The organism is Lentzea fradiae, assembly GCF_900100955.1.
Taxonomy (GTDB): Bacteria; Actinomycetota; Actinomycetes; order Mycobacteriales; family Pseudonocardiaceae; genus Lentzea; species Lentzea fradiae.
The window spans coordinates 82,534-105,261 of record NZ_FNCC01000006.1 but is presented as its reverse complement, the minus strand read 5'-3'; the positions used below and the strand labels follow the sequence as shown (position 1 = coordinate 105,261).

Genomic DNA, 22,728 nt, shown 5'->3' with positions numbered 1-22,728 from the left:
CTGGTTGGGCTGTTGGGGCGACAAACGCACCCGACGCGACAGAACGCGACCGAAAGGGCACTCATGGCCGACAAGGCGAAGGTCGACTTCTACTTCGACCCTCTCTGTCCGTTCGCCTGGATCACCTCCCGGTGGATCCTCGAGGTGGAGAAGGTCCGCGACATCGACCTCAGCTTCCACGTGATGAGCCTCGCCGTGCTGAACGAGGGCCGTGACCTGCCCGAGCAGTACAAGGAGCTCATGACCAAGGGCTGGGGCCCGGTGCGCGTCGCCATCGCGGCGGAGCAGAAGTTCGGCAACGAGGTGCTGCCGAAGCTGTACACCGCGATGGGCACGCGCATCCACAACGAGGGCAACCAGGACTTCACCGAGGTCATCAAGCTGGCGCTGGCCGACGCGGACCTGCCGGCGGAGCTGGCGGAGGCGGCGGGCTCGACCGAGTACGACGAGGAGCTGAAGGCGAGCCACCACCGCGGCATGGACCCGGTCGGCATGGACGTCGGCACGCCGACCATCCACATCGACGGCGTGGCGTTCTTCGGCCCGGTGCTCACCAAGATCCCGCGGGGCGAGGAGGCCGGCCGCATCTTCGACGGCTCCCGGCTGCTCGCCGGCTACCCGTACTTCTTCGAGCTCAAGCGGACCAGGACGGGCGAGCTGGACTTCAGCTGAGCGTTGTCGTCAGGGGTGGTCGCCGACGTCCTGGGGACAGGGCGCACCACCTCGTCGAGCGCGAGTGGCGCCGTGCCCGGTCTCCGTGACCGGGGGCGGCGCCACTGCCGTCTCGCCGCTGCCCGCCTGCCTCTGCCCCGGTGGACGTGACCCCGGCGCCACGATGTGACACCCTGGACCTCATCACCGCCCCAAGTGTCACATCTAGCGTCCCGCCTGGAGGGCTCTCGTGATCGAGGTCGTCAACCCCGCCACCGAGGAAGTCGTCGGCACCGTCGCCGAGGGCACACCGGCCGACGTCGACGCGGCCGTGGCCGCGGCGGTCGCGGCCTTCCCGGCGTGGTCGCAGACCTCTGTGGACGAGCGCGCCAAGGCCGTCCGCACGATCATCGACGGCCTGAAGGACCGCGCTGACGAGCTGGCTCGGACGATGACCCGCGAGATGGGCACGCCGCTCACCTTCAGTCAGAAGGTGCAGGTCACGAACCCCATCGCCATCGCGGAGGGCGTCGCGGCCGTGCTGGAGGGCGGTTACTTCGAGCCCGAGGAGATCGGCGGCTCGCTGGTCTTCCGCGAGCCGGTCGGGGTCGTCGCGGCGATCACGCCGTGGAACTTCCCGTTGCAGCAGATGGTCGCGAAGGTCGTCCCGGCGCTCGCCGCGGGCAACACCGTGGTGCTCAAGCCGAGCGAGCTCGCGCCCGGCACCGCCGACCTGCTCGCCGAGGTCGTCGCCGCGGCTGTGCCCGAGGGCGTGTTCGGACTGGTCCACGGCACCGGTCCGGTCGTCGGGGAGGCGCTGGCGGCGCACCCGGACGTCGACATGGTCTCGTTCACCGGCTCGACCAGGGCCGGGCGGCGGGTGTCGGCGGTGGCGGCCGAGACGGTCAAGCGGGTGGCGCTGGAGCTGGGCGGCAAGTCGGCGTGCGTCGTGCTCGACGACGCCGACCTCGGGCGGGCGGTGAAGATCGCCGTCGCCAACTCGTTCATGAACAACGGCCAGGCGTGCAGCGCGTGGACCCGGCTGCTGGTGCCCGCCGACCGGCACGACGAGGCCGTCGGGCTGGCCGCCCAGGCCGCGGCGAAGTACACGCCCGCCGACCCCGCCGAGCCGTCCACGCGCATCGGGCCTGCCGTGTCGGCGGCGCAGCGGGACCGCGTCGTCGGGTACATCCGCAAGGGCATCGAGGAGGGCGCGACGCTCGCCGCCGGTGGGCCGGACGCGCCGCTGCCGCAGGGCTTCTACGTCGCGCCGACGGTGTTCGGCGGCGTCACGCCGGAGATGACCATCGCGCAGGAGGAGATCTTCGGCCCGGTGCTGTCGGTCATGCCGTACGCGGACGAGGACGACGCGGTGCGCATCGCGAACTCCACGATCTACGGCCTCGCGGGTGCGGTGTTCTCCGCGGACACCGATCGGGCGATGCGGGTCGCCAGGCGGCTGCGCACCGGGCAGGTCGACATCAACGGCGCCGCGTTCAACACCAGCGCGCCGTTCGGCGGCTACCGGCAGTCGGGCAACGGCCGCGAGTTCGGCAGGTTCGGGCTCGACGAGTTCTGCGAGATCAAGTCGATCCAGCGGTAATTGAGCTGCGCGCGGCGCCGGGGCGGCGTATCACTGGGCCATGGCTGACTCGGCGCTGAGCATCAGGACCATCGGCACCGCCGACTTCCCGGACTTCAACCGGGTGTTCGCGTGGTCGTTCCTCGACGAACCCGTCGAGGAGCAGAAGTGGCTCAAGGTCCTGGAACTCGACCGCGCGCACGCGGTGTTCGACGGCGACGAGATGATCGGCACCGGCGGCGTCCTCACCCGCGAGCTGACCGTGCCCGGCGGCGTCCAAGCGCCTGTCGGTGCCGTGACGGCCGTGGGCGTGAAACCGGGCAACCGCCGCCGTGGCGCGGCCTCGTTGCTGATGAAGACGCAGCTGCACAGCATCCGCGACGCCGGTGAGTCGATGTCGATCCTGTGGGCGTCGGAGGGCGGCATCTACCGCCGGTTCGGCTACGGCGAGTACGCGTCGGGGCTGTCGAAGCTGACGATGCCGACGCGGATGCCGTTCCACCCCGGCGTGCCCGTGAGCCCCGCCCGCATTCGGCAGGTCACCCGCGAGGAGGCCATGCCGTTCATGCGCGAGGTGCACGACCGGGTGCGGCGCACGCGGGTCGGCTGGCTGAGCCGGGTCGAGGGCACGTGGGACGTCCACCTCGCCGACTCCGAGAGCGACCGGGGCGGCCTCAGCGCCTTCCGCTACTGCCTGCACCCCGAGGGCTATGTGGTGTTCCGGGTGAAGCGCGACGGCGACAGCGGCGGGCCCAAGCACGCGCTGCACGTCCGGGAGCTGGTGTGCGAGACCGAGCAGGCGTACGCGGACCTCTACCGGTTCCTGCTGGACCTCGACCTCGCGGGCAGCATCTCGTTCTACACCGCCGCGGACGACCCGATCCTGCACATGGTCGACAACCCGCGGAAGGTCGTGCGGGAGATGACCGACGCGCTGTGGCTGCGGATCGTCGACGTGAAGAAGGCGCTGCCGCTGCGCCGCTACTCGTCCGATGTGGACAGCGTGCTGGAGGTCGCGGACGAGCTGTGCCCGTGGAACGCGGGTCGCTGGCGTCTCACGGTGAAGGCCGGTGAGGCGATCGTCACGCGGACCGACGACCCGGCGGACGTCTCGCTCGACGTCGCCGCGCTCGGCAGCGCCTACCTCGGTGGCGCAAGGCTTTCCCTGCTCAGGCGGGCACACCGGGTCGCCGAGCACACGGCCGGGCATGTGGACGCGTTGTCGCTGGCGTTCCTCGGAGACCAGGTCCCGCATTGCCCGGAGGTGTTCTGACGGAACTACGACCGGCGTTCACACGTTGACGGTTCACCTGCTTTGGGAGGTAAAGCCGTGGGCACGATCGTGTGGGTCGTAGTGCTGGTACTGCTGGTCGCGGGTGTGTTCTACCTGGTCAGCCAGAGCAACGCGCGCAAGGCGCGGGAGCTCGATGACGCCAAGGCGGAGGCACGCCGGTGGGTCGAGCGTCTCGGTGGGCAGGTGATGAGCCTCACGGGCAGCAACACCGCCTCGACCCAGGCGCTGGCGGACGCCTCCGAGCGCTTCACCGCGGCCGGGTCCCAGATGGAGCAGGCCCGCACGATCCCGCAGGCCCGGCTGGTCACCCAGACCGCGATGGAGGGCCTGCACTACGTGCGCGCGGCCCGTGAGGCGATGGGCATGGACCCCGGTCCCGCGCTGCCCGAGATCGCCGGCCAGAAGCAGGCCGGTGCCGTCAGCGAGGACCGCCAGGTCACCGTCCAGGGCCACCAGTACGCGGCGTCGCCGCAGTCCGGTTCGGGCACGCCGTACTACTACCCCGGCGGCATGGTCGCGGGACGCCCGGTGCCGCGGGGCTGGTACTCCGAGCCGTGGTGGAAGCCCGCGCTCGTCGCCGGCGCCTGGGGTGTGGGCACGTTCCTGCTGATGGACGCCATGTTCTCGGGCATGCACGGCGTCGGCGACATGGGCATGGGCGACATGGGCGACATGGGCATGGGGGACATGGGGATGGGCGACATGGGTGGCGCCGACATGGGTGACGCCGGAGGCGGGTTCGACTTCGGCGACATGGGCGGGTTCGACTTCTAGACCTGGCAGACCGGGCACCAGAAGAGGTTGCGGGCCGCCAGCGCGGTGGTCAGCACCTCGGTGCCGCAGACGAAGCACTGTTCCCCGGCACGGCGGTAGACGTACACCTCACCGCCGTGCCGATCCACGCGCGGCGCACGTCCCATCGCCTTCGGCAGGTGCTCCGGCCGGACGGTGTTGATCTGCCCGACCTTCACGCCGTCCTTCATGAGCACGACGAGGTCCGCCCAGATCGCGTCCCACAGCTCCCGGCTCACCCCGGCGCCGGGCAGCATGGGGTTCACGTTGTGCCGGAACAGCACCTCGGCGCGGTAGACGTTGCCCACGCCCGCGAGCACCTTCTGGTCCATCAGCAGCACGGCGAGCGGCTGCTTCGACCGGATGATCCGCTGGTAGGCGAGGTCCGGGTCGGCGTCACGGCGCAGCGGGTCCGGCCCCAGCCTGTCCCGGACGGCCTTGACCTCGGCCTTGTTCAGCACCTCGCATGCCGTCGGGCCGCGCAGGTCCGTCCAGTGCGTCTCGCCGGCCATCCGCATGCGGACCTGGCCGACGGGCGGCAGCACCGGCAGCGGCGCCTCGGTGAACGTTCCGTAGAGGCCGAGGTGGACGTGCACGATCGCGTCCGGTCCGTACACGTGGAAGAGGTGCTTGCCGTGCGCTTCGGCACGGATGAGCTTGCGGCCGTCCACGAGGGACGCCGAGAAGCGTCCCTGTGGACTGCTGACGGACACCGGCCTGCCCGCGAACCTGCGTTGGTGCAGCCGCGCGAGGCGATGCAGCGTGTGGCCCTCAGGCACTCTCGGCTGAGCTGTTCTCGTACGCGCTGACCAGGTCGATGCGGCGCTGGTGCCGCGGCTCGCCGGAGAACGGCGTCTTGAGGAACGCCGAGACGATCTCGGTCGCCTCCTCGGTGGTGTGCTGGCGGGCGCCGATGCCCACGAGCAGGGCGTCGTTGTGCTCACGGGCGAGCTGGGCGGTGGAGACGTTCCACGCCAGTGCGGCGCGGGCGCCCTTCACCTTGTTGGCGGCGATCTGCTCGCCGTTGCCGGAACCGCCGATCACCACGCCGAGGCTGCCGGGGTCGGCGACGACCCGCTCGGCGGCGTCGGTGCAGAACGAGACGTAGTCGTCCTGCGCGTCGTAGGTGTGGGCGCCGACGTCCACGACCTCGTAACCCTGCTCCTTGAGAGCGGTGGACAGGTGGGCCTTCAGCTCGAAGCCCGCGTGGTCTGCTGCCAAGTAAACGCGCACGTCACGAGTCTGACACGCTGGTGGGTGTGTTCAGCCAGGAGGGGTACCAGCTGAGGCTGGAGTGGGGGCCGGAAGGCGTCACGGCGCTGCGGGACTGCGACGTGCTGGTCATCGTCGACGTGCTGTCGTTCACGACGTCCGTCGACCTGGTGGTCGGCAACGGCGGCCAGGTGCGGCCGTCCGAGTGGCGGCCGGAGTCGGGCAGGACGCTGCGCCCGGCGTCGCTCGTGGACGCCACCGGCCTGGTCGAGCTGCCGTCGCCGAACGGGTCGAACCTGTGCGCGCTCGCGGCACGCACCGGCAGGCACGTCCTCGCCGCGTGCCTGCGCAACGCCGAGGCGGTGGCCAGGCGGGCCGCCGAGCTGGGCGAGACGATCGGCGTGGTGCCCGGTGGGGAGCGCTGGGGCCTCGACGTCCTGCGGTCGGGACCACGCGAGTTCGGGCCGTTGCGGCCGTGCGTCGAGGACTACCTGGGCGCGGGCGCGGTGCTGGCGGCGTTGGACGGCAAGGCATCGGCCGAGGCCCTGCTCGCGGTCACGGCGTTCCGGAACACCGACGTGGCGGCGGCCGTGCGGGAGTGCGGGTCGGGCCAGGAGCTGATCCACGGCGGACACGCGGCGGACGTGGACCTGGCCGTCGAGATCGGCGTCAGCGCCGCCGTCCCGGTGCTCGTCGACGGCGTGCTCCGGGAGTCGGCGTGATCGAGATCGCACCGGGCGTGTTCGTGCGGCGGCACGCCGAGCTGGACCTGACCCTCGGCTACATCACCGGAGCGGGCGACGCGCTGCTGGTGGACTCCGGCATGGATCAGGCTCTGGCGCGGGAGATCAGCCCGTCGCGGATCGTGCTGACGCACAACCACTTCGACCACGTCCTGGCCACGGAGGCGTTTCTGCCCTGCGAGGTGTGGGCGCACGAGGACTGCGTTGTCGACGACTCACTGCTGGACGACCGCGCGCACTACTACGACGAACCGTTCAACGGCACGCTCGTCGCACCCACACACACGTTCCGCGACACCGTCACGCTGGACGTCGGCGGCCGCCGGGTCGACCTGCACCACTTCGGCCCCGCGCACACTTCGCACGACGTCGTCGTGCACGTGCCGGACGCCGGCGTGGTCTTCGCGGGCGACTTGGTCGAACAGGGCGCGCCCGCCCAAGCGGGCCCGGACGCCACACCGTCGAACTGGCGTGCCGTCCTGGACCGCCTGCTGGAGCTGGACCCGCGCGTCGTCGTGCCGGGCCACGGCGACCCGGTGGACGCGGAGTTCGTGCGGCGGATGCCTATCCCGGGGGCCAGCTGAGCCCGCGCCCGCCGAGCACGTGGCAGTGCACGTGGAAGACGGTCTGGCCGCCGTCCTCGCCGGTGTTGAACACGAGCCGGTAGCCGGAGGCGTCGATCCCCTCGGACTTGGCGACCTGGTGCGCGGTGGCGAGGATCTCCCCCGCGAGCTGCGGCTCGACGTCCCCGATCTCCCGGTGGTGCTCCTTGGGGATCACCAGGACGTGCGTGGGCGCCTTGGGGTCGATGTCGCGGAACGCGAGCGTCGTCTCGGTCTCGGTCACGACGGTCGCCGGGATCTCACCCGCGACGATGCGGCAGAACAGGCAGTCGGTCACGCACGCATCGTATTGGGCCCGTTGGACCCTGGTGCCGCCGCCGGGCGGGACCGACCATGTCCGGATGAAGGGCGCCAAGCTGCTGCTGATCGTCCGGTGCCTCGTCAGCTTCGCGATCGGCGTCCTGCTGGTGGTCCTGGCGGTCCGCTTCGGCGAGGCCCTCTGGCGCGCGTTCCACTGACCTCACCGCACGAAGCAGAACTCGTTGCCCTCAGGGTCCCGCATGACCTGAAAACTGCCCTTCGCGTCGGTGACAACCACACCTTCGCGAACTGCCCCGAGACTCACCGCCTTCACCACAGCGGCCTCGATGTCCTCGACGACGAAGTCGAGATGCACCCGGTTCTTCACATCTTTCCGCTCGGGCACAGGCTGAAACGCCATCCGAACCCCACCAGGCGTCTCGACGTGGGCCCACCCGCCATCCCGCTCAACAGGCTCCCCACCCAGCAACCCGGCCCAAAACCGAACCAACCGCCCAGGCTCAGCACTGTCGACAACAACCTGCTCCAGCCGAAAGTCCACCAAACCTCCACCTCAGCCACCACTCCACCCAGCCCTCATTCTGCCGCCCCAGGACCTCAACACGGGCCCGCCACGATCTCGACTGCGACCTCGACCACGGGACCACTACGAACTCGACCATTGGGGGTCGGCCATGGGCTCGGCCACAGGAGATGGGGGTCCGGGGGCTCGCCCCCGGCTGGGGGTCTGGGGGGCTCGGCCCCCCAGAGGAAAGACGAGAGGCCGACAAGGTCTGCGCTTTTCGCAGACACACGTCGGCCTCGGTCGCGAGCGGGCGACGGGAATCGAACCCGCGTAGCTAGTTTGGAAGACTAGGGCTCTACCATTGAGCTACGCCCGCGTTGCCGCCCTTGGTGGGGCTGCGGTCAATACCTTAGCGGAGGGCGGTAAGGTGGGTGCAACCGGGGCGTGGCGCAGTTTGGTAGCGCACCCGCTTTGGGAGCGGGGGGTCGCAGGTTCAAATCCTGTCGCCCCGATCAAGAGCCCTGACCAGCGGAAACGTTGGTCAGGGCTCTTCCTTTAGGTGAGCACAGGGCTCGGTGACACCCCGACTGGAGAGCGGGGGGTCGCAGGTTCAATCCTGTTGCCCCGACCAGATGAAGTACGTCGGAACCCGTCTCACCTCAGGTGAGGCGGGGTTTTGGCTGTCCAGAGATAGTGCACCCCGTGGCCGCTCGACCAGAGTCGTCCGGCCAACTCCGCAAGGTCGTCTTCGCCATCCAGGTCGCCGCCATCGCCGTTTCGCTGGCGGTGGTAGGTCCGTGGTGCAGGAGCGAGGTTCAGTTCGTCAGAGGCGCTGTCGTCCTCCCGTTGACCTTCGAGCGCCAGTTGGGCTTCAGCGGTCAACAGCTCGTGATAGGCGTCGGTCAGCTCGGAGCCGACCATCTCAGTGTCCATCACCCAGAGCTTCTCGAAGACCGCTTGGGTCAACAGGAGCCGCATGGCGTCCGGCGCCTCGGTGAAGAGCCGGTACGGATCAACCGTGATGCTCAGTGCTTCGTCGAGGCTGACCTTGATCGACTCGGCGGTGACTGTCCACTTCGTAGTGATCTTCTCGGCAGCGGCGATCTCGCTGTTCGTCAAGTCCTGCTTTGCCTTGAACTCCTCAAGGCTCAGGGCCTCGGCGAAGTAGGCATCCTTGTTGCGCTTGGCCCGTTGCCTGAAATTAGCGATGCGGGAGCGCTGCGCCGCGATGGGTCACCTACTCGTGCAGCAGACCCCTAGGTGGTTCGCGTCTGTCACTCGTGCAGGTCAGTGGATGAGCGTCACCTCCCTTCGGTCAGTTCCGCGAGCGGCACGAAGGTGCAGCAGTGGAGTTTGCGAATCAGGGCGGAGGCGACCAGCCACCGGACGTCCGGGTCGTCGTAGGCCAGGCTGGCTTCCTGGGCCGCACCCGCTCGGTAGAGCGCGCCGCGCACGCCCGCCACATCGAACTTGCGGGCGCGAATCGCAACCGCGCCGCGCCGAAGCGCCGGGCACAGGCGCAAGGAAATCGCGACGCACGGCATGCAGACCGGCGGCTCGTTGCAGCCCATGCCGTTCGGCCATCCCGGCCAGTCGCTCCGGTAGTCCCGCAACAGCCACAGCACGCCGTCGTCGTTCCGGTCGGCAGGCCCGGCACAGACCTGGCACAGGAGCTGGCGCATGGCGCGGCGTTGCCTGAGTGGATGCACCTTGCCGAACTCCGGCTTGCCGACACCGTGGCGCACTGCGGCTCGTTGCCAGAGCACGCCTTTGGCGTCGCGGTCTCCAAAGGACTCGTCGGCGTAGCCGATTCCCAGTCCGGGGCGTTCCATCAGCCGGTACGGCAAGTCCTGCTCCGCGCTCCAGGACGTGATGTACGGCGCGATGATCTGCGACGCTTTCGCAAGCTGTTGGGTGCTCACGCTTCCCCCGCCTCGACGCACAGCACTTCGGAGCTGGTGCGCGCAATCACCCGACGCAGCCGTGCCAGCGGCAGGTCGTACTGCGACAGGTGCTCTTCGGACGGAATGACCGCCCCGATGACGCCCGGCAGGCTCAGCACGCCGACGAGGCCCGGACGGGTCAACGTGCCGCCGCACACCGTCCGATCAGTGAAGATCGTCTCCAGCAGGAAGTCCTGTTCTGGGCAGTACTGCTGGATGACCGCCTTCCGCTCGGAAACGGCGTCCTCATCCGGGCGCTCGACACGGATGTAGCCGCAAACGGTCGGCCGGAGGCCGAGCCGGGCCGACTCGCGGCGAGGGCTTTGCTTCACGATCAGGCCACCTCGGCAATCTGGTGCTTAAAGCACGGGATGGGTGGTGTCCGACGCCCAGGGGCCATGTCGGGGCGGAGGGCTCTTGAGCGCCGGACACTCGCAATCGAGATTGGCCGTGACCAGCGAAAGCGTCGGTGCGTGAGCCGCATGATCGTTATGCGCCATCCGCATGATGGAAGCCGTCCAAGTGGCCTAACGTGGCTAGGCTGTCGCAACGCGTTAGATCAGGTACGACTGGAGACCGGACTCATGGCTGCTGACGGGAGCGTTCGGCGCTGCGCCTGCGGCACGCGCCTGGCGCGCGACAACCGCGGCCGCCAGTGCAACGCATGCAAGAAGAAGGCTCGTGACCTCGTCGTCAGCCCGCCGGTCGTGCCGCCAGAGTTCTGGCGTACAGCGGAAATGTGCGAGGCGTTCGACACTTGCGACATGGGCGCGGTCATTCGGGCTTACCGGACGCACGGCCACCACGGCCGCACCATCTCCCAAGAAGTTGCGGCTCGCTGGCTTGGTATCTCGCAGACCCGGTTGAGCCGCATCGAGGGCGGCGAAGGTGTCTCCGATCTGCCGCGCCTCATGCGCTGGGCGCATGTCCTCGGGATGCCGCGCGACCTACTGTGGTTTCGCATGCCGGGCAGGCCGCAGACAGCGGCCGAAGACCGACAGGCCCGCACGCCCGAGGGCGTAGACACGCCTGATCTCGGGAATCCCGGTGGCATCTCCGGTGGGGCGGTCAAAGGTGAGCGCCCATCGGGTGCACTCACCGCCGCCGAACAGGACACCATGCCGCTTAGCCGTCGCTCGTTGCTCTTCCAGGGCGTTGCCGCCGCCACCTTGCCGGGCGTGAACGCCGACGAGGCCGATCACATCGGGAAGGCGCTCGAGAACGCCCGGCGCTACTCGGACGCGGAGATCGTCGCCTCGTTCACGCGCCAGCTCGACAACTGCAAGGCCGATGACGGCATGCTCGGCTCAGACCGCACGCTGCCGACCCTGCTGGGGATGCTCGGGGCGATCAAGGTCTGTGCCCAGGACGCCAAGCCTGACATCCGCCGGGCGCTGTTTGCCGTTGGCGCACGCGGCGCGGAGTTCGCCGGGTGGTTGTGCCGTGACCTCCACGACCAGGCACGGGCGACGTTCTGGCACGACCGGGCAACCGAGTGGGCGCAGCTTTCCGGCGACCTCCCGATGCAGGGCTACGTCCTGCTCAAGAAGGCCCAGACTGCCTACGACGACCGCGACGCGGTGAACGTGCTCGGCTTTGCTGAAGCAGCGCAGTCTGGGCCGTGGAATCTGCCGCCGAAGGTTCGGGCTGAAGTCGCTCAGCAGGAAGCGCGCGGACTGGCCATGCTCGGCCTGCCAATGCTCGACGTCGAACGGAAGCTGGAGCGATCGCGCGAGTATCTGAGCAGCGCCGGGGATTCGGCCGACAACAGCGGCCTTGCCACGCACTACAGCATCTCGTCGCTGACACTCCAAACAGCCAGCTGCTACATCGAGGCCGGCAAGCCTCTACGTGCAGCGATGCTCTACAGCGAGGTGCTGAACACGGGAGTGCTCTCGACCCGCGACCAGGGGTACTTCCTGGCGCGGCGGGCGTCGGCGCTGGCCTTGTCCGGCGAACCGGACGACGCCGCGACCGTCGGCCTGCAAGCCGCGGAACTGGCGGCGGCGACCAGCTCAGCCCGAACAAGGCGCGAGCTCGGCCGCACGGTCGCCACTTTGCAGCCGTGGGCCAGTCGCCCAGCCCCGCGAGCACTCCGCGAAGTACTTACCGGCTGATCTACGCGGTAACCCAGTCGCACACCGTCTCGATGACGAACCGTTGCCAGGCTTGGCTTTGCGGGTCGGCGTACTCGGGATCGTCATGCACCGCGAAGCCGTGCTGCGCACCCTCGATCTCGACCAGCCGGTGCTCACCGCGGATTTGCTGATCTGCCTGCCTCGACACGTCCACCGGCACGAACGTGTCCTGTGTCCCGTGGACCAGCAGCGTCGGCGCGGTGATCTTGTCCAGCACGTCGAGTGGCCGAATCCAGAACACCTCGTTGAGGAAGGCGCGGCCCTGCTTGACGGTGGGCGAGTGCGCGATGAAGCCCTGCTCGGCGAGATGCGCGGCCATCTCGTCATTGAGGTGGTCGCCATCCCAGTACGGCTTCTGCTCGATGTAGCGGTTCTGGTAGTTGAGCTGGGGGTTGAGCAGCACGAGGCGGTCCAGTTCGGCCGGCCGCGTCCCGGCGTAGTAAGCGGCGAGACCGCCACCGAAGCTCGTACCGAGCAGGCTGACCCGCGTAGCGCCGGTTACCTCACGGACGTGTTGCAGGGCAACGGCAATGTCGTTGAGGTGTCCGGCCAGAGTGGCGTCCTGCTGCGCCCCGTCGCTCTCTCCGTGGCCCCGAAGGTCGTAGCGGAGCGCGGCCACGCCTGCCTCGGCGAGGCCGGTTGCCAGCCTTGTGAAGAAGCCGCCCTCGTCGCGGGTGACGCCGCCGCCGTGCACCAGGACGATGGAGCGGTCGGTGGGAGTGTCGGAAGTGTCGAGCGTCCCGCGCAGGTGGAGGCCGTCGAGGGTGCGGATGGTTGTCTCGGTGCGGTTGACAGGCATCCAGGCTCCTGGGTCGGCTGCCCTCATGATCTCAGGCCCGTTGCACCTACCGCGACCCTTCAACAGGACGGGTCAGGCTTGGGTTCGACTCCAGTTCTGCGCAGCCACCGGCGCATAAGTACTCGAATGAGTCATTCCACTATCCCTTGCGGTAGAAAGCGAGTGCTTTGTTGCCCATCTTCCTCCGCGATCGTGGCGCGATTAGAGGCCCTAAAAGGATTGCAACCGTAGCCGCTGCACCAAAAGCAGAGAAGGTAATGAATCACCACCGTAGTGCTTCAGAAGTGGCGGCCGTTCAGAGCGGGCGCAAATGAACAAAGAGACCAGGACGGAGTGTCCTGGTCCCGAAAATCGTCGTGCCGGTGCAGCACCGGGGATTTACTACAGCCCGATTCGCAGGCGGTCCGCGAGTTGCAGGAGTGGCGTCTGCTTGCGCCGTGCACGTTCAGCCAGTTCGTGCACCGTCTGCCGGCTGAGGGTGTGGTAGCGCATCCATTCCGGCGCGATGCGTTCGGCTGCGAGGAGCTGCGAGGTGGCGGCCTCGTCTTGGCCGAGTTCGCTGTGCGCGATGGCCACGTCGAGGAGATGGCGGGCTCGGAAGGTCGGCGAGACCCAGCCGTTCGCCGGTATGGACCTGGTCAGTTCGAGGGCGTGCTCGAAGCGTTCGCTTTCCACCGCCGCGTTCACGGCCGCGATGCCTGCGTTGGTCGGGCCGAACGGCGTGGCATGGATGTTGTGGTCTGTGCCGATCCGCGCAGCGGCGGCCCGGGCGAGGCTCATGTGCTCTTCGGAGCGTTCCGCCCTCTTGTCGCGCACGGCGGCGCTACCCGCGCGAAGCATCAGGATGCCCCAGACCGCGAGGCGTTCCGCCGGGCCGTTGATGAAGTCCGGGGCGAGCTGCTCCGCTTTGCGCAGTGCCGCGGTCTCGGCGTCCGCCAGCCGACCCTGCTTGAAGAACACCCAGGACAAGGCGGAGACGTTCATCGCTTGCAGCAACTCGTCCCCCGAACGCTCCGCGGCTTCCTGTGCGCGGACGAGGCCGATGTATCCGATGTCGGGCTTGCCGAGTGCCGTGAGCATCGTCGAGGCGATCTGGATGACCTCGGACAGCAGGCCGCAGGCGGCTGCCTGGTCGTCGCCGGACAGTTCGCGCACCGCTGCTCGTGCCTCGGCCATCAGGCCGGGCAGCAGGACGCCGAGCTGCGCGAACGAGCCCTGCTGACGGATGGTCTCCGCGTGGGAGAGGGCGACGCGCAGGCCGGCCACGGTGGGCGGCTCGTCGTTGAAGACCTCTTCGTCCGCCAGGCCGGGGAAGCAGGACAACGAGGTCAGCTCGTCGCGGATGGCCAGGATGCCGGCGGACTCCTCGTCCACCAACGGCTCGATGGTGCTGGTCTGTCCCAGAAGCTGCGGCACGTCGACATCCAGCGCTCGGGCGATGCGGGTCAACGAGCTCATGCTTGCCGTGTGGCGGATCTCCTGCTCCAGCTTGCGCACCAGGTCGACGCTGATCTCGGCTTTTTCCGCCAGTTTTTCCTGGGTGAGCTGGCGACGCTTCCGGGCGCGCCGGATGCGTTGACCGAGGCTTTGATCGCCGGACATGGGGCCGATTCACCTCCTGCCGTCGGGGTGAGATTGCGAGCCGTTGTCAGGGTACGCGGGTTCCGGCCTCATCAAATGGGTGACGTGCGACTAGGACAAGGTGTCCTGGCTTGCGTACGTCGAATGCGGTAGGGACGAATGCGGCCCGCGAGTGCTTCGGTGGTCGGGAAACCGGCGAATTCGGCTGACCGCGGTCACGCCCCGAGGTAGCGGCTTGCCCACGCCGCCAGCACCCGTGCCACGTACGCCGCGTCGCTGCGGTCGGTGAGCAGGTGGTCGGCGCCGTCGAGCGAGACGAACGACTTCGGGTGCCGGGCCGCCTCGAAGATCAGGCGGGCGTTGTCGACGCCGACCAGGTCGTCCTGCGGTGAGTGCATGACGAGCAGGGCCCGGTCGAGGCCGGCGATGCACGCGGTCTGGTTCTGCTGGTTGATGTCGGTGAGGAAGCCGTCGCTGATGCGGAACGGGCGGCCGGCCAGCACGACCTCGGCGACGCCCTGTTCCTCGATCTCGGCCTTGGCGGGGCCGAGCAGGTGCTCCACGTGGGCGGTGTCCGCGGGGGCGCCGATGGTGACGACGGCACGGGCCTCGGGGATGCGGTGGGCGGCTGCCAGCACGGCGGCGCCGCCCAGTGAGTGTCCGATGAGGACGCTCGGGGCGCCGATGGTGTCGCGCAGGTGGGTGGCGGCGCACACCAGGTCGTCGACGTTGGACGTGAAGGTGGTGTTCGCGAAGTCGCCGTCGGACTGGCCGAGGCCGGTGAAGTCGAAGCGCAGGACGGCGACGCCGTGGGAGGCCAGCTCGCGGGCGATGCGGGTGGCGGCCACCGAGTCCTTGCCGCAGGTGAAGCAGTGCGCGAACACGGCGGTCGCGACGGGGTCGCCTTCCGGTAGTTCGAGGCGGCCCGCGAGGGTGTGGCCGTGGGCGCCCGCGAAGACCGCTTTTCGGTTGTCCATGCCCTCTATGGTGCGTCACGTGCGCTACCAGTACCTCGACGGCCGGCTTCGGCAGGCGTTCGACGACGCCGGGCTCGACCGCGGGCAGCGGGCGTTGTTGCAGGGGGTGCTGCGGGCACTGGATCCGGATGCGCACCTCGGTGAGCACGTGGCGGGGCTCAACAGCGCGTTTCTGGCCGTCACGCGGGCCCGGACGGCGTTGGAGAGCCACGCGGCGGAGGACCAGCCCCGGTGGAACCTGTTGCGCCGGATCGTCGTCACGTCGATCGCGTGCCTCGACGCCGCCAAGCCCGCGTATGCGCACGGAGGTGCCAGGGAGCTCGCCAGGGCGCGGAAGGTTCTGCGCGAGGTCGACGCGGCGATCGCGGCGGACGGGCAGCGTCTCGATCCGCAGGTCACGGCGGCGGCAGCGGCGAAGCTCGATCCGGAGGCGTTGGGAAAGGCGGTCAGGGGGTGGATCGGTCCACTGTGGAGCGGAGTGCCGCTTCCGTTGCGCGGCAGGATGATCGCCGAGGTTGCGGTGCTCGTGGCGGTGCACGGGCGGGACGGCAGGCAATTGCGCGCGGACCTGCTGCGGTGGCTCAAGAAGCCCGGTGACCTGGGGGAGGTGCTGTGGCCGGAGCCGCGCAAGTACGTCGTGGCACTGGTCGTGAGCGGGGCGAGGGTGTTGCGGCACCTCGACGAGCTGCTGCCGGACGCGCGGCAAGAGCCGTTGCACCGCAACAGGTTGCCGAAGGACGACTTCCTCAAGGGCGCGGTGAACGGGTCGTCGGTGCTGGTGCGGCTGCCGGTGCGCGCCCCGGACGTGCACACGGCGGCGGTGCGGGGGCGGCGCGTGCTGAACGAGGTGCTCGACCAGTACGCGGCGGGGGAGCGGCTCACCGAGCTGCACGTCGCGCCGGTCTGGCAGGTCAGCAGCCCCGGCGGGCGGGTCACGCGCGGCACCGAGCACCGGCGCACGGTCGGCAACGCCTACCCGCTGACCCCGTACTGGCCCGTCGAGCTGCGCAGCGCGATGCGCGTCGCGAACCTCGCCCGGCAGGTCGACGCGCCGATGGCGAGCGCGGGACTCGCGTGGAGCGCCCTGGATGCGACGGGGCTCGACCCGGGCAAGATCGCGTGGCTCGCCAAGGCGTGCGCGCTCCAGACGTTGCGGCAGCACCTGATCAGCCTGCACGTCCTGGTCACCACCCACGACGGCGAGCTGCGCGGGCCGCTCGACGCGCGGGTGCCGACGGTCGGGGTGAAACACCACCTCAGGTCCGTCGACGCGTGGCTGGAGGTGCTGGTCCCGCACCGCCGTCCCGGCGACGGGCTGCGCGCGGCCCGGCAGGCCGTCGCGGACCTCGCCGGGAACGAGGGCGGGCTGGTGCGCGACCTGGTGGAGGTCTGGCAGGCCAGGCTCGCCGACTCGAAGGCGCTCGCGGACTGGCTGCGGGAGCAGGAGAACACCGCCGCGGCGGTGCTGGAGTGGCTCTACGCCACCCGCAACCTCGCCTTCCACGCGGGCCGGTTCGCCTCGCCCGCGGACACGCTCACCGCCCACGCCGGTCAGGCCGTCATCGACCTGACGCTCGAGTTCCTCGGCAACTGGCGCACCGTCGAACGGCGGCTGGGCAGGCGGGAGACCTCCGCCGTGGAGATCTACCGCCGGCTCGCGCAGCGGCAGGACCAGCTGGTGGCCCGGCTCAGGCGGGCGGGGTCGGTGCGCAGGCTGAGCGTGGAGGACATCTCCGGGCCCGACGAGAAGTGGTGGTCGCGGAGCGGGAGCTGACCACGCCGGTCAGGAGAACCACGTTCGCCTCACCCGTTGACGGCGATGGTAATGCAACCGCAAGGTGCTGCCGGTACCGCGGAACTGGAGCGGGATGACACTGTGGACTCATCGCCGCAACCGGCGGGGGTCAGCACGAGTGCCGTTGTCAGAGCGGTTCCCGGGGCTCGCACGAGAACAGCTCCTCGGTGGAGGGGAAAGCGGAGCAGGGGGCCGCTCAGTCCAGCTTTTCCACACGGGTCCAAGCCGAGTCAAGTCATGGGATGATTGGTCGTCCATTGTGGACGGAATTCGTACCGACCCTTGACCGCGTCCGTGTGAAGGTCAATGCTGTCGCGCATCGAGAAACGGTGTGCGCAGTCCGCAACAAGGTCGGAGTGGTTTGGCGTGGATCCCGTGATTTCGGTCAGGGACCTGTGGAAGGTGTTCGGGCCGAAGGCGTCCCAGGTGGCGGCGTCCGACGAGCTGAAAGCGTTGTCGCGGCAGGAGTTGATGGACCGCACCGGTGCCGTCGCCGCGGTCAGGGGCGTGGACTTCGAGGTCGCGCCCGGTGAGATGTTCGTGGTGATGGGCCTGTCGGGGTCTGGCAAGTCCACTCTGGTCCGGTGTCTCACCAGGCTGGTGGAACCGACTTCGGGAACCGTCGTGTTCGAGGGCGAGAACATTCTCGCGGCGGACGCGAAACGGCTGCGCGACCTGCGCAGGAACAAGTTCTCCATGGTGTTCCAGCACTTCGGTCTGCTGCCGCACCGCACCGTCGCCGACAACGTCGGTTACGGGCTGGAAATCCGCGGGGTACCGCGTGCGAAACGCGCGGAGCGCTCCCAGGAAGTGATCGACCTGGTCGGCCTGAGTGGTTACGAGAAGTCTTATCCCGACCAGCTCTCGGGTGGTATGCAGCAACGCGTCGGCCTGGCGCGCGCACTCGCCGGAGATCCGGACGTCCTGTTCTTCGACGAGCCCTTCTCCGCGCTGGACCCGCTGATCCGCCGCGACATGCAGTCCGAGGTGATCAGGCTGCACCGCGAGGTCGGCAAGACGATGGTCTTCATCACCCACGACCTGAGCGAGGCGCTCAAGCTGGGCGACCGCATCCTGATCATGCGCGACGGCCAGGTCGTCCAGGTCGGCACCGGCGACGAGCTCGTCGGCGCCCCCGCGGACGACTACGTGCGCGACTTCGTCAAGGACGTGCCGCGCGCGAACGTGCTCACCCTGAAGTGGATCATGCGCCCGCCGCGTGAGGACGACGTGCTCGACGGCCCGGAGCTCGCACCGGAAACCGTTGTGCGGGAGGCGGTGCGCAGCGTGCTCGGCGCCGGCAAGCCGGTGAAGGTCGTGCGGGACGGCGAGCTGCTCGGCGTCGTGGCGGACGAGGAGATCCTCGAGGTCGTGGCCGGGGAGGCGTGATGGTGGCCGTCGCCGCTTCCCGGCAGATCCCCCGCAAGCCCCTGCTCGTCGGCGGGATCGTGCTGGCCTGGCTGGTGCTGTGGCTGGTGCTGCGCGACGTCGGCACGCTGCCGCTCGACGCGTCCCAGCTCACGCCTTTGCACCGGTGGATCAACGAGGTCAACGACGCCGTGGGCGCGTCGCGCAACACCAACCCGGTGTTCCTGTACTTCTTCAACGAGATCCGGCTCGTCATCGACGAGTTCGTGACGCTCATCCAGGCCCTGATCGCGCAGCCGTCGTTCGGCAGGCCGGTGCCGGTGATCGGCTGGCTCGGCGTCGTCGCGATCGCGGGCTTCGTGAGCCTCGTCGTGGCGGGCTGGCGGGTCGCGCTGCTCGCACTCGCCGGGTTCACGTTCCTCGGCTTGCAAGGGTTGTGGCAGGAGAGCATGGACACGCTCTCGCTCACCCTGGCGGCGGTCGCGATCGCGTTGCTCTTCGGTGTGCCGCTGGGCATCTGGGCGGGCCTGTCCGACCGCGTGCACCGGGTGCTGACCCCCGTGCTCGACTTCATGCAGACGATGCCGACGTTCGTCTACCTGGCGCCGCTGACGTTGTTCTTCCTGATCGGCCCGGCGTCCGCGACGATCGCCACGCTCATCTACGCCGCGCCGCCCGCGATCCGCATCACCGCGCACGCCATCCGCTCGGTGCCGCGCGACACCGTCGAGGCGTCCGAGTCGCTGGGCGCGACCGGCAAGCAGACGCTGGTGAAGGTGCTGCTGCCGTCGTCGCGCAAGACCATCGTGCTCGGCGTCAACCAGACGATCATGGCCGCGCTGTCGATGGTCACGATCGCCGCGCTGATCGACGCGCCGGGCCTGGGCAAGACGGTCGTGAAGGCGTTGCAGACGCTCGACGTCGGCACGGCGTTCAACGCCGGTCTGGCGATCGTGGTGCTGGCGATCGTGCTGGACCGCGTCACGACGGCCGCGACCGAACGCCGGTCGCTCCCGCGCTGGGCGCTGTTCGGCGGGCTCGGCGTCACGGGCGTCGCCGTCTACCTGTCCCACACCTACCTGTGGGCGGCGGAGTTCCCCTCCGACGAGGTGGAGGTCGGCAGCTCCATCCGGCAGGGCGCGACCGCCGCGACGGAGTGGGTGCAGGACTCGCTGCCGGTGATCACGGGCGGTGTCAAGGACTTCGTGACGTGGGCGCTGATCAACCCGTTGCAGGCGCTGCTGGCCGAGTCGCCGTGGTTCCTCGTGGCGCTGGTCGTCGTCGCGCTGTCGTTCCTGGTCGGCGGTGTCAGGTCCGCGGTCGTCTCCGCGGTCTGCCTCGGCCTGCTCATCGCGACCGGCCTCTGGCAGGACGCCATGGTCACGCTCGCCTCCACCCTGGTCGCCACGGTCATCGTCATGCTGGTCGGCATCGTCGTCGGCACGTGGATGGGGCGCAGCACGCGCGCCGACCGCGTCATCCGGCCGATCCTCGACGCGGGCCAGGTCATGCCCGCCTTCGTCTACCTGGTGCCGTTCCTCGCACTGTTCTCCGCGTCGCGCTTCACCGCCATCGTCGCGGCCGTGGTGTTCGCGGCCCCGGTCGCCACCAAGATCATCGCGGACGGCGTGCGCTCGGTGCCGCCCGCGAGCGTCGAGGCGTCGACGGCGCTCGGCGCGAGCACGTGGCAGACGATCGTGAAGGTGCAGCTGCCGATGGCGCGCGGCGCGTTGACGCTCGCCGCCAACCAGGGACTGATCTACGTGCTCTCGATGGTCGTCGTCGGCGGTCTCGTCGGCGCCGGCGCGCTCGGCTACGACGTGGTGGCCGGGTTCTCGCAGGGCCAGCTGTACGGCAAGGGGCTCGCGGCCGGTGCCGCGATCGTCGTGCTCGGCGTCATGCTCGACCGCCTCACGCAGGCGGCCGCCAGGCGGTGGACCAACCAGGAGGTTCGGTAGTGGCAAGGCACAACGTCCTCGCAGCGGTGCTCGTCGGAGCGCTCGCGCTCGGCGGGTGCGGCGGCGCGAAGGTCGGGGACACCTCGTCGGGTGCCGCCGGCGACTGCGGCACGTTCAACATCGCGATCAACCCGTGGGTCGGCTACGAGGCGAACGCCGCGGTGCTCGCGCACGTCGCCGAGAAGGAGCTCGGGTGCAAGGTCACCAAGAAGGAGCTCAAGGAAGAGGTCGCCTGGCAGGGCTTCGGCACCGGTGAGGTCGACGCCGTCGTCGAGAACTGGGGCCACGACGACCTGCGCAAGAAGTACATCGACGACCAGAAGACCGCCGTCAACGCCGGCTCGACCGGCGTGAAGGGGCAGATCGGCTGGTACGTGCCGCCGTGGCTCGCCAAGGAGCACCCGGACATCCTCGACTGGAACAACCTCGACAAGTACGCGGACCGGTTCAAGACGTCCGAGTCGGGGGACAAGGGCCAGCTGCTCGACGGCGACCCGTCGTTCGTCACCAACGACGAGGCGCTGGTGAAGAACCTCAACCTCAACTTCAAGGTCGTCTACGGCGGCAGCGAGACCGCGCTGATCCAGGCGTTCCGCCAGGCGGAGAAGGACAAGAAGTGGGTCATCGGCTACTTCTACTCGCCGCAGTGGCTGCTGAACGAGATCAAGCTGGAGAAGGTGAAGCTGCCGGAGTACAGGCCCGGCTGTGACGCCGACGCCGAGAAGGTCGCCTGCGACTACCCGGACTACGACCTCGACAAGATCGTGTCGAAGAAGTTCGCCGACGCCAACGGTCCCGCGTACCAGCTGGTCAAGAACTTCCAGTGGACCAACGAGGACCAGAACACCGTCGCGAAGTACATCGCGGAGGACAAGATGAAGCCGGAGGACGCGGCCAAGAAGTGGGTCGAGGCCAACGGCGACAAGGTCAAGGCGTGGCTCCCCGCCCAGGGGTAGACGCGCGACGGCGGTGGGGTGGTCCCCGGACGAGAGAGACCACCCCACCGCCGACCCCCGGCATCACGCCGCCTGCGGTCCGGCGGGAACCTCAGGCTCGTGCCTGTGCGTCATCCGGTGCCACCACGAACGCGGCTTCCCGCCGTTGCGGTAGTACTCCTGGACGCGGCGGGCGTCCTCCCGCAGGGCTTCCTGCCGGTAGTCCATCTCCGCCTTGATCGCCTCGGGCGTCCACTCCATCTCACTCACTCCTCAGGTCGTCTCGCTGACAACACCGAGACTGCTCCTGAGGGGTCACCCCTCACATCGGACGATCACCCACGGCCGGGCGGGGAGACCCCTTACGCGGACGTCGCGTAGCTGGATCGGCGGTCCCCCGGCCCGCGGGTAAGGGGCCACGATCGAGGGCATGACTGTCGCCCACTTACCCACGCGACCTGCGAAGTTCTTCGACCCCGCCACCGAGGTCCACTTCGACGAGGCGCTCGACACCTGGCACGTCTTCAGCCTCGCCGACGTGCAGCGGGTGCTGTCCGACGAGGAGCACTTCTCCGCCGGGTACGGCCTCACCGACGAGACGCGGGCGTTCGCCAACCCGATGATGAGCGGCATGTGGGCCGCCGACGGGCAGCGCCACCGCGACCTGAGGGCCGCCGTCGCCGACCCGTTCAGCCCGCGCGTGATGGCCCGGCTGGAGGACCGCGTCCGCGCCATCTCGGCCGAGCTGGTCGACGGCCTGGACCCGGCGGGCTTCGACGTCGTCCCGGTGATCGCCAGGCCGTTGCCGGCGAGGGTGATCTGCCACCTGCTCGGCCTCGACCTCAGCGCCGAGGCGATGATGACCGAGTGGCTGGAGGAGTGGTACCGGGCGTCGGTCACCACCAGCACCGTCCCGCCGCAGGAGGCGATGGCGCGGTTCTTCGCCGACGAGATCGAGCGCCAGCGCGCCGAGCCCGCGGGCGGCCTGATCGCCGAGCTGATCGCCGCGCAGCGGTCCGGTCACCTCGTGGACGGCAGGCCGCTGTCGGACCTCGACCTCGTCGGGTACTGCGCGATGCTGCTCGGCGCCGGTGTCGACACGACCTACGCGAGCATCCCGAACGCCCTGCTGTTCCTCACCGAGTTCGGCTGCTGGGACGAGCTGCGCGCCGACCCGTCGCTGATCCCCGGCGCCGTCGAGGAGACCATGCGCTGGTACCCGGTGTTCCCGGGCCCGCGGCGGCTGGTCGTGCGGGACGTGGTGGTCGGCGGACAGGCCATCCCGGCGGGCCAGTGGGTGACCGGGTGGCTCAGCGCCGCCAACCGGGACCCGGCGCGGTACCCCTCGCCGGACGTGTTCGACATCCGGCGGCGCACCCGGATCATGTCGTTCGGTCACGGGCCGCACCACTGCCTCGGCGCGGGCCTCGCCCGGCTGGAGCAGCGCGTGCTGCTGGAGGAGATGGTGCGCCGGCTTCCACTGCTGCGCAGGGAACCCAGCGCACCGCTCGTGCGGCGGGAGTGGATGCTCGACAACCTCGAGACGGCCACCTTCCGCTTCGACTGAGGGC

Annotated in this window: 23 protein-coding genes and 2 tRNA genes; 13 read left to right on the top strand and 12 right to left on the bottom strand. The window is 69.3% G+C overall.

All coding sequences use genetic code 11. The features are described from left to right. The first annotated feature begins 63 nt into the window (after positions 1-63). The 4 genes from BLT23_RS15070 (at position 64) to BLT23_RS15055 (ending at position 4,301) form a co-directional block, all read left to right on the top strand. The gene (locus BLT23_RS15070) at positions 64-672 is read left to right on the top strand and encodes a mycothiol-dependent nitroreductase Rv2466c family protein (RefSeq protein WP_090049659.1); all 609 of its coding nucleotides are present in this window, start codon (positions 64-66) and stop codon (positions 670-672) included. Between the two features lie 229 nt (positions 673-901). Beyond that, positions 902-2,254, top strand: a complete 1,353-nt coding sequence (locus BLT23_RS15065) for an aldehyde dehydrogenase family protein (RefSeq protein ID WP_090049657.1) — start codon at positions 902-904, stop codon at positions 2,252-2,254. Positions 2,255-2,294: 40 nt separating this feature from the next. Continuing rightward, positions 2,295-3,506: a GNAT family N-acetyltransferase gene (locus tag BLT23_RS15060; protein ID WP_090049656.1), complete on the top strand. Its 1,212-nt coding sequence runs from the start codon at positions 2,295-2,297 to the stop codon at positions 3,504-3,506. Between the two features lie 57 nt (positions 3,507-3,563). Next, positions 3,564-4,301: a hypothetical protein gene (locus BLT23_RS15055; RefSeq protein ID WP_090049654.1), complete on the top strand. Its 738-nt coding sequence runs from the start codon at positions 3,564-3,566 to the stop codon at positions 4,299-4,301. On the opposite strand, the gene BLT23_RS15050 is transcribed toward BLT23_RS15055, so the two are convergent. Together BLT23_RS15050 and BLT23_RS15045 are read right to left on the bottom strand one after the other, a co-directional pair. After that, the gene (locus BLT23_RS15050; protein ID WP_090049652.1) at positions 4,298-5,098 is read right to left on the bottom strand and encodes an Fpg/Nei family DNA glycosylase; all 801 of its coding nucleotides are present in this window, start codon (positions 5,096-5,098) and stop codon (positions 4,298-4,300) included. The two genes, BLT23_RS15055 and BLT23_RS15050, sit on opposite strands and share 4 nt — an antisense overlap. Beyond that, on the bottom strand, positions 5,091-5,552 hold the full coding sequence (locus BLT23_RS15045) for a ribose-5-phosphate isomerase (protein ID WP_090049650.1): 462 nt from the start codon (positions 5,550-5,552) through the stop codon (positions 5,091-5,093). The genes BLT23_RS15050 and BLT23_RS15045 overlap by 8 nt, the downstream gene beginning before the upstream one ends. 26 nt (positions 5,553-5,578) lie before the next feature. Here BLT23_RS15045 and BLT23_RS15040 point away from each other — a divergent pair, with 26 nt between their 5' ends. Together BLT23_RS15040 and BLT23_RS15035 are read left to right on the top strand one after the other, a co-directional pair. Further along, entirely contained in the window at positions 5,579-6,253 is a 675-nt protein-coding gene (locus tag BLT23_RS15040; protein ID WP_425434382.1) for a 2-phosphosulfolactate phosphatase, read from the top strand. Next, on the top strand, positions 6,250-6,858 hold the full coding sequence (locus BLT23_RS15035) for an MBL fold metallo-hydrolase (RefSeq protein WP_090049647.1): 609 nt from the start codon (positions 6,250-6,252) through the stop codon (positions 6,856-6,858). The genes BLT23_RS15040 and BLT23_RS15035 overlap by 4 nt, the downstream gene beginning before the upstream one ends. Here the strand turns inward: BLT23_RS15035 and BLT23_RS15030 are convergent. The 3 genes from BLT23_RS15030 to BLT23_RS15020 form a co-directional block, all read right to left on the bottom strand. Beyond that, positions 6,839-7,174: a histidine triad nucleotide-binding protein gene (locus tag BLT23_RS15030; protein WP_090049645.1), complete on the bottom strand. Its 336-nt coding sequence runs from the start codon at positions 7,172-7,174 to the stop codon at positions 6,839-6,841. The two genes, BLT23_RS15035 and BLT23_RS15030, sit on opposite strands and share 20 nt — an antisense overlap. A gap of 183 nt (positions 7,175-7,357) precedes the next feature. After that, on the bottom strand, positions 7,358-7,699 hold the full coding sequence (locus BLT23_RS15025; protein WP_090049644.1) for a VOC family protein: 342 nt from the start codon (positions 7,697-7,699) through the stop codon (positions 7,358-7,360). A gap of 269 nt (positions 7,700-7,968) precedes the next feature. Then, a tRNA-Gly gene (locus tag BLT23_RS15020) sits at positions 7,969-8,039 on the bottom strand. 62 nt (positions 8,040-8,101) lie between these two features. Here BLT23_RS15020 and BLT23_RS15015 point away from each other — a divergent pair. Further along, positions 8,102-8,175, top strand: a tRNA-Pro gene (locus BLT23_RS15015). Between the two features lie 142 nt (positions 8,176-8,317). Here BLT23_RS15015 and BLT23_RS15010 read toward each other — a convergent pair. From BLT23_RS15010 to BLT23_RS15000, 3 genes are all read right to left on the bottom strand, one after another. Continuing rightward, positions 8,318-8,782 (bottom strand): hypothetical protein, encoded by a 465-nt coding sequence (locus BLT23_RS15010; RefSeq protein ID WP_090049642.1) that lies wholly within the window; start codon positions 8,780-8,782, stop codon positions 8,318-8,320. Between the two features lie 182 nt (positions 8,783-8,964). Continuing rightward, complete coding sequence (locus BLT23_RS15005; RefSeq protein WP_176946759.1) at positions 8,965-9,585, bottom strand: hypothetical protein; 621 nt, start codon at positions 9,583-9,585, stop codon at positions 8,965-8,967. Next, positions 9,582-9,938 carry a recombinase family protein gene (locus BLT23_RS15000; RefSeq protein WP_090049640.1) on the bottom strand — a complete coding sequence of 119 codons (357 nt, stop codon included), beginning with the start codon at positions 9,936-9,938 and terminating at the stop codon, positions 9,582-9,584. The genes BLT23_RS15005 and BLT23_RS15000 overlap by 4 nt, the downstream gene beginning before the upstream one ends. Positions 9,939-10,190: 252 nt before the next feature. Between BLT23_RS15000 and BLT23_RS14995 the strand changes: the two genes are divergently transcribed. Next, a complete protein-coding gene (locus BLT23_RS14995; protein ID WP_218133756.1) occupies positions 10,191-11,723 on the top strand; it encodes a helix-turn-helix domain-containing protein in 1,533 nt (510 codons plus the stop codon). Between the two features lies 1 nt (position 11,724). Here BLT23_RS14995 and BLT23_RS14990 read toward each other — a convergent pair whose 3' ends face one another. From BLT23_RS14990 to BLT23_RS14980, 3 genes are all read right to left on the bottom strand, one after another. After that, positions 11,725-12,543, bottom strand: coding sequence for an alpha/beta hydrolase (locus tag BLT23_RS14990; RefSeq protein ID WP_090049636.1), 819 nt, complete (start codon positions 12,541-12,543; stop codon positions 11,725-11,727). A 381-nt stretch (positions 12,544-12,924) separates the two neighbouring features. Next, positions 12,925-14,145: a helix-turn-helix domain-containing protein gene (locus BLT23_RS14985; RefSeq protein ID WP_090049634.1), complete on the bottom strand. Its 1,221-nt coding sequence runs from the start codon at positions 14,143-14,145 to the stop codon at positions 12,925-12,927. A 194-nt stretch (positions 14,146-14,339) separates the two neighbouring features. Next, positions 14,340-15,101, bottom strand: coding sequence for an alpha/beta hydrolase family protein (locus BLT23_RS14980; protein WP_090049632.1), 762 nt, complete (start codon positions 15,099-15,101; stop codon positions 14,340-14,342). Positions 15,102-15,120: 19 nt separating this feature from the next. Between BLT23_RS14980 and BLT23_RS14975 the strand changes: the two genes are divergently transcribed. The 4 genes from BLT23_RS14975 (at position 15,121) to BLT23_RS14960 (ending at position 21,178) form a co-directional block, all read left to right on the top strand. Then, positions 15,121-16,875, top strand: a complete 1,755-nt coding sequence (locus BLT23_RS14975) for a hypothetical protein (protein WP_143035941.1) — start codon at positions 15,121-15,123, stop codon at positions 16,873-16,875. A gap of 396 nt (positions 16,876-17,271) precedes the next feature. Next, positions 17,272-18,285 carry a quaternary amine ABC transporter ATP-binding protein gene (locus tag BLT23_RS14970; protein WP_245743967.1) on the top strand — a complete coding sequence of 338 codons (1,014 nt, stop codon included), beginning with the start codon at positions 17,272-17,274 and terminating at the stop codon, positions 18,283-18,285. Further along, on the top strand, positions 18,285-20,222 hold the full coding sequence (locus tag BLT23_RS14965) for an ABC transporter permease (protein WP_090049626.1): 1,938 nt from the start codon (positions 18,285-18,287) through the stop codon (positions 20,220-20,222). Before BLT23_RS14970 ends, BLT23_RS14965 begins: the two co-directional genes overlap by 1 nt. Continuing rightward, entirely contained in the window at positions 20,222-21,178 is a 957-nt protein-coding gene (locus BLT23_RS14960; RefSeq protein ID WP_218133755.1) for an ABC transporter substrate-binding protein, read from the top strand. The genes BLT23_RS14965 and BLT23_RS14960 overlap by 1 nt, the downstream gene beginning before the upstream one ends. A gap of 63 nt (positions 21,179-21,241) precedes the next feature. On the opposite strand, the gene BLT23_RS40740 is transcribed toward BLT23_RS14960, so the two are convergent. After that, a complete protein-coding gene (locus tag BLT23_RS40740; protein ID WP_176946758.1) occupies positions 21,242-21,418 on the bottom strand; it encodes a hypothetical protein in 177 nt (58 codons plus the stop codon). 169 nt (positions 21,419-21,587) lie between these two features. On the opposite strand from BLT23_RS40740, the gene BLT23_RS14955 reads away from it, so the two are divergent. Continuing rightward, the gene (locus tag BLT23_RS14955) at positions 21,588-22,724 is read left to right on the top strand and encodes a cytochrome P450 (RefSeq protein ID WP_090049622.1); all 1,137 of its coding nucleotides are present in this window, start codon (positions 21,588-21,590) and stop codon (positions 22,722-22,724) included. Positions 22,725-22,728: the final 4 nt, after the last annotated feature.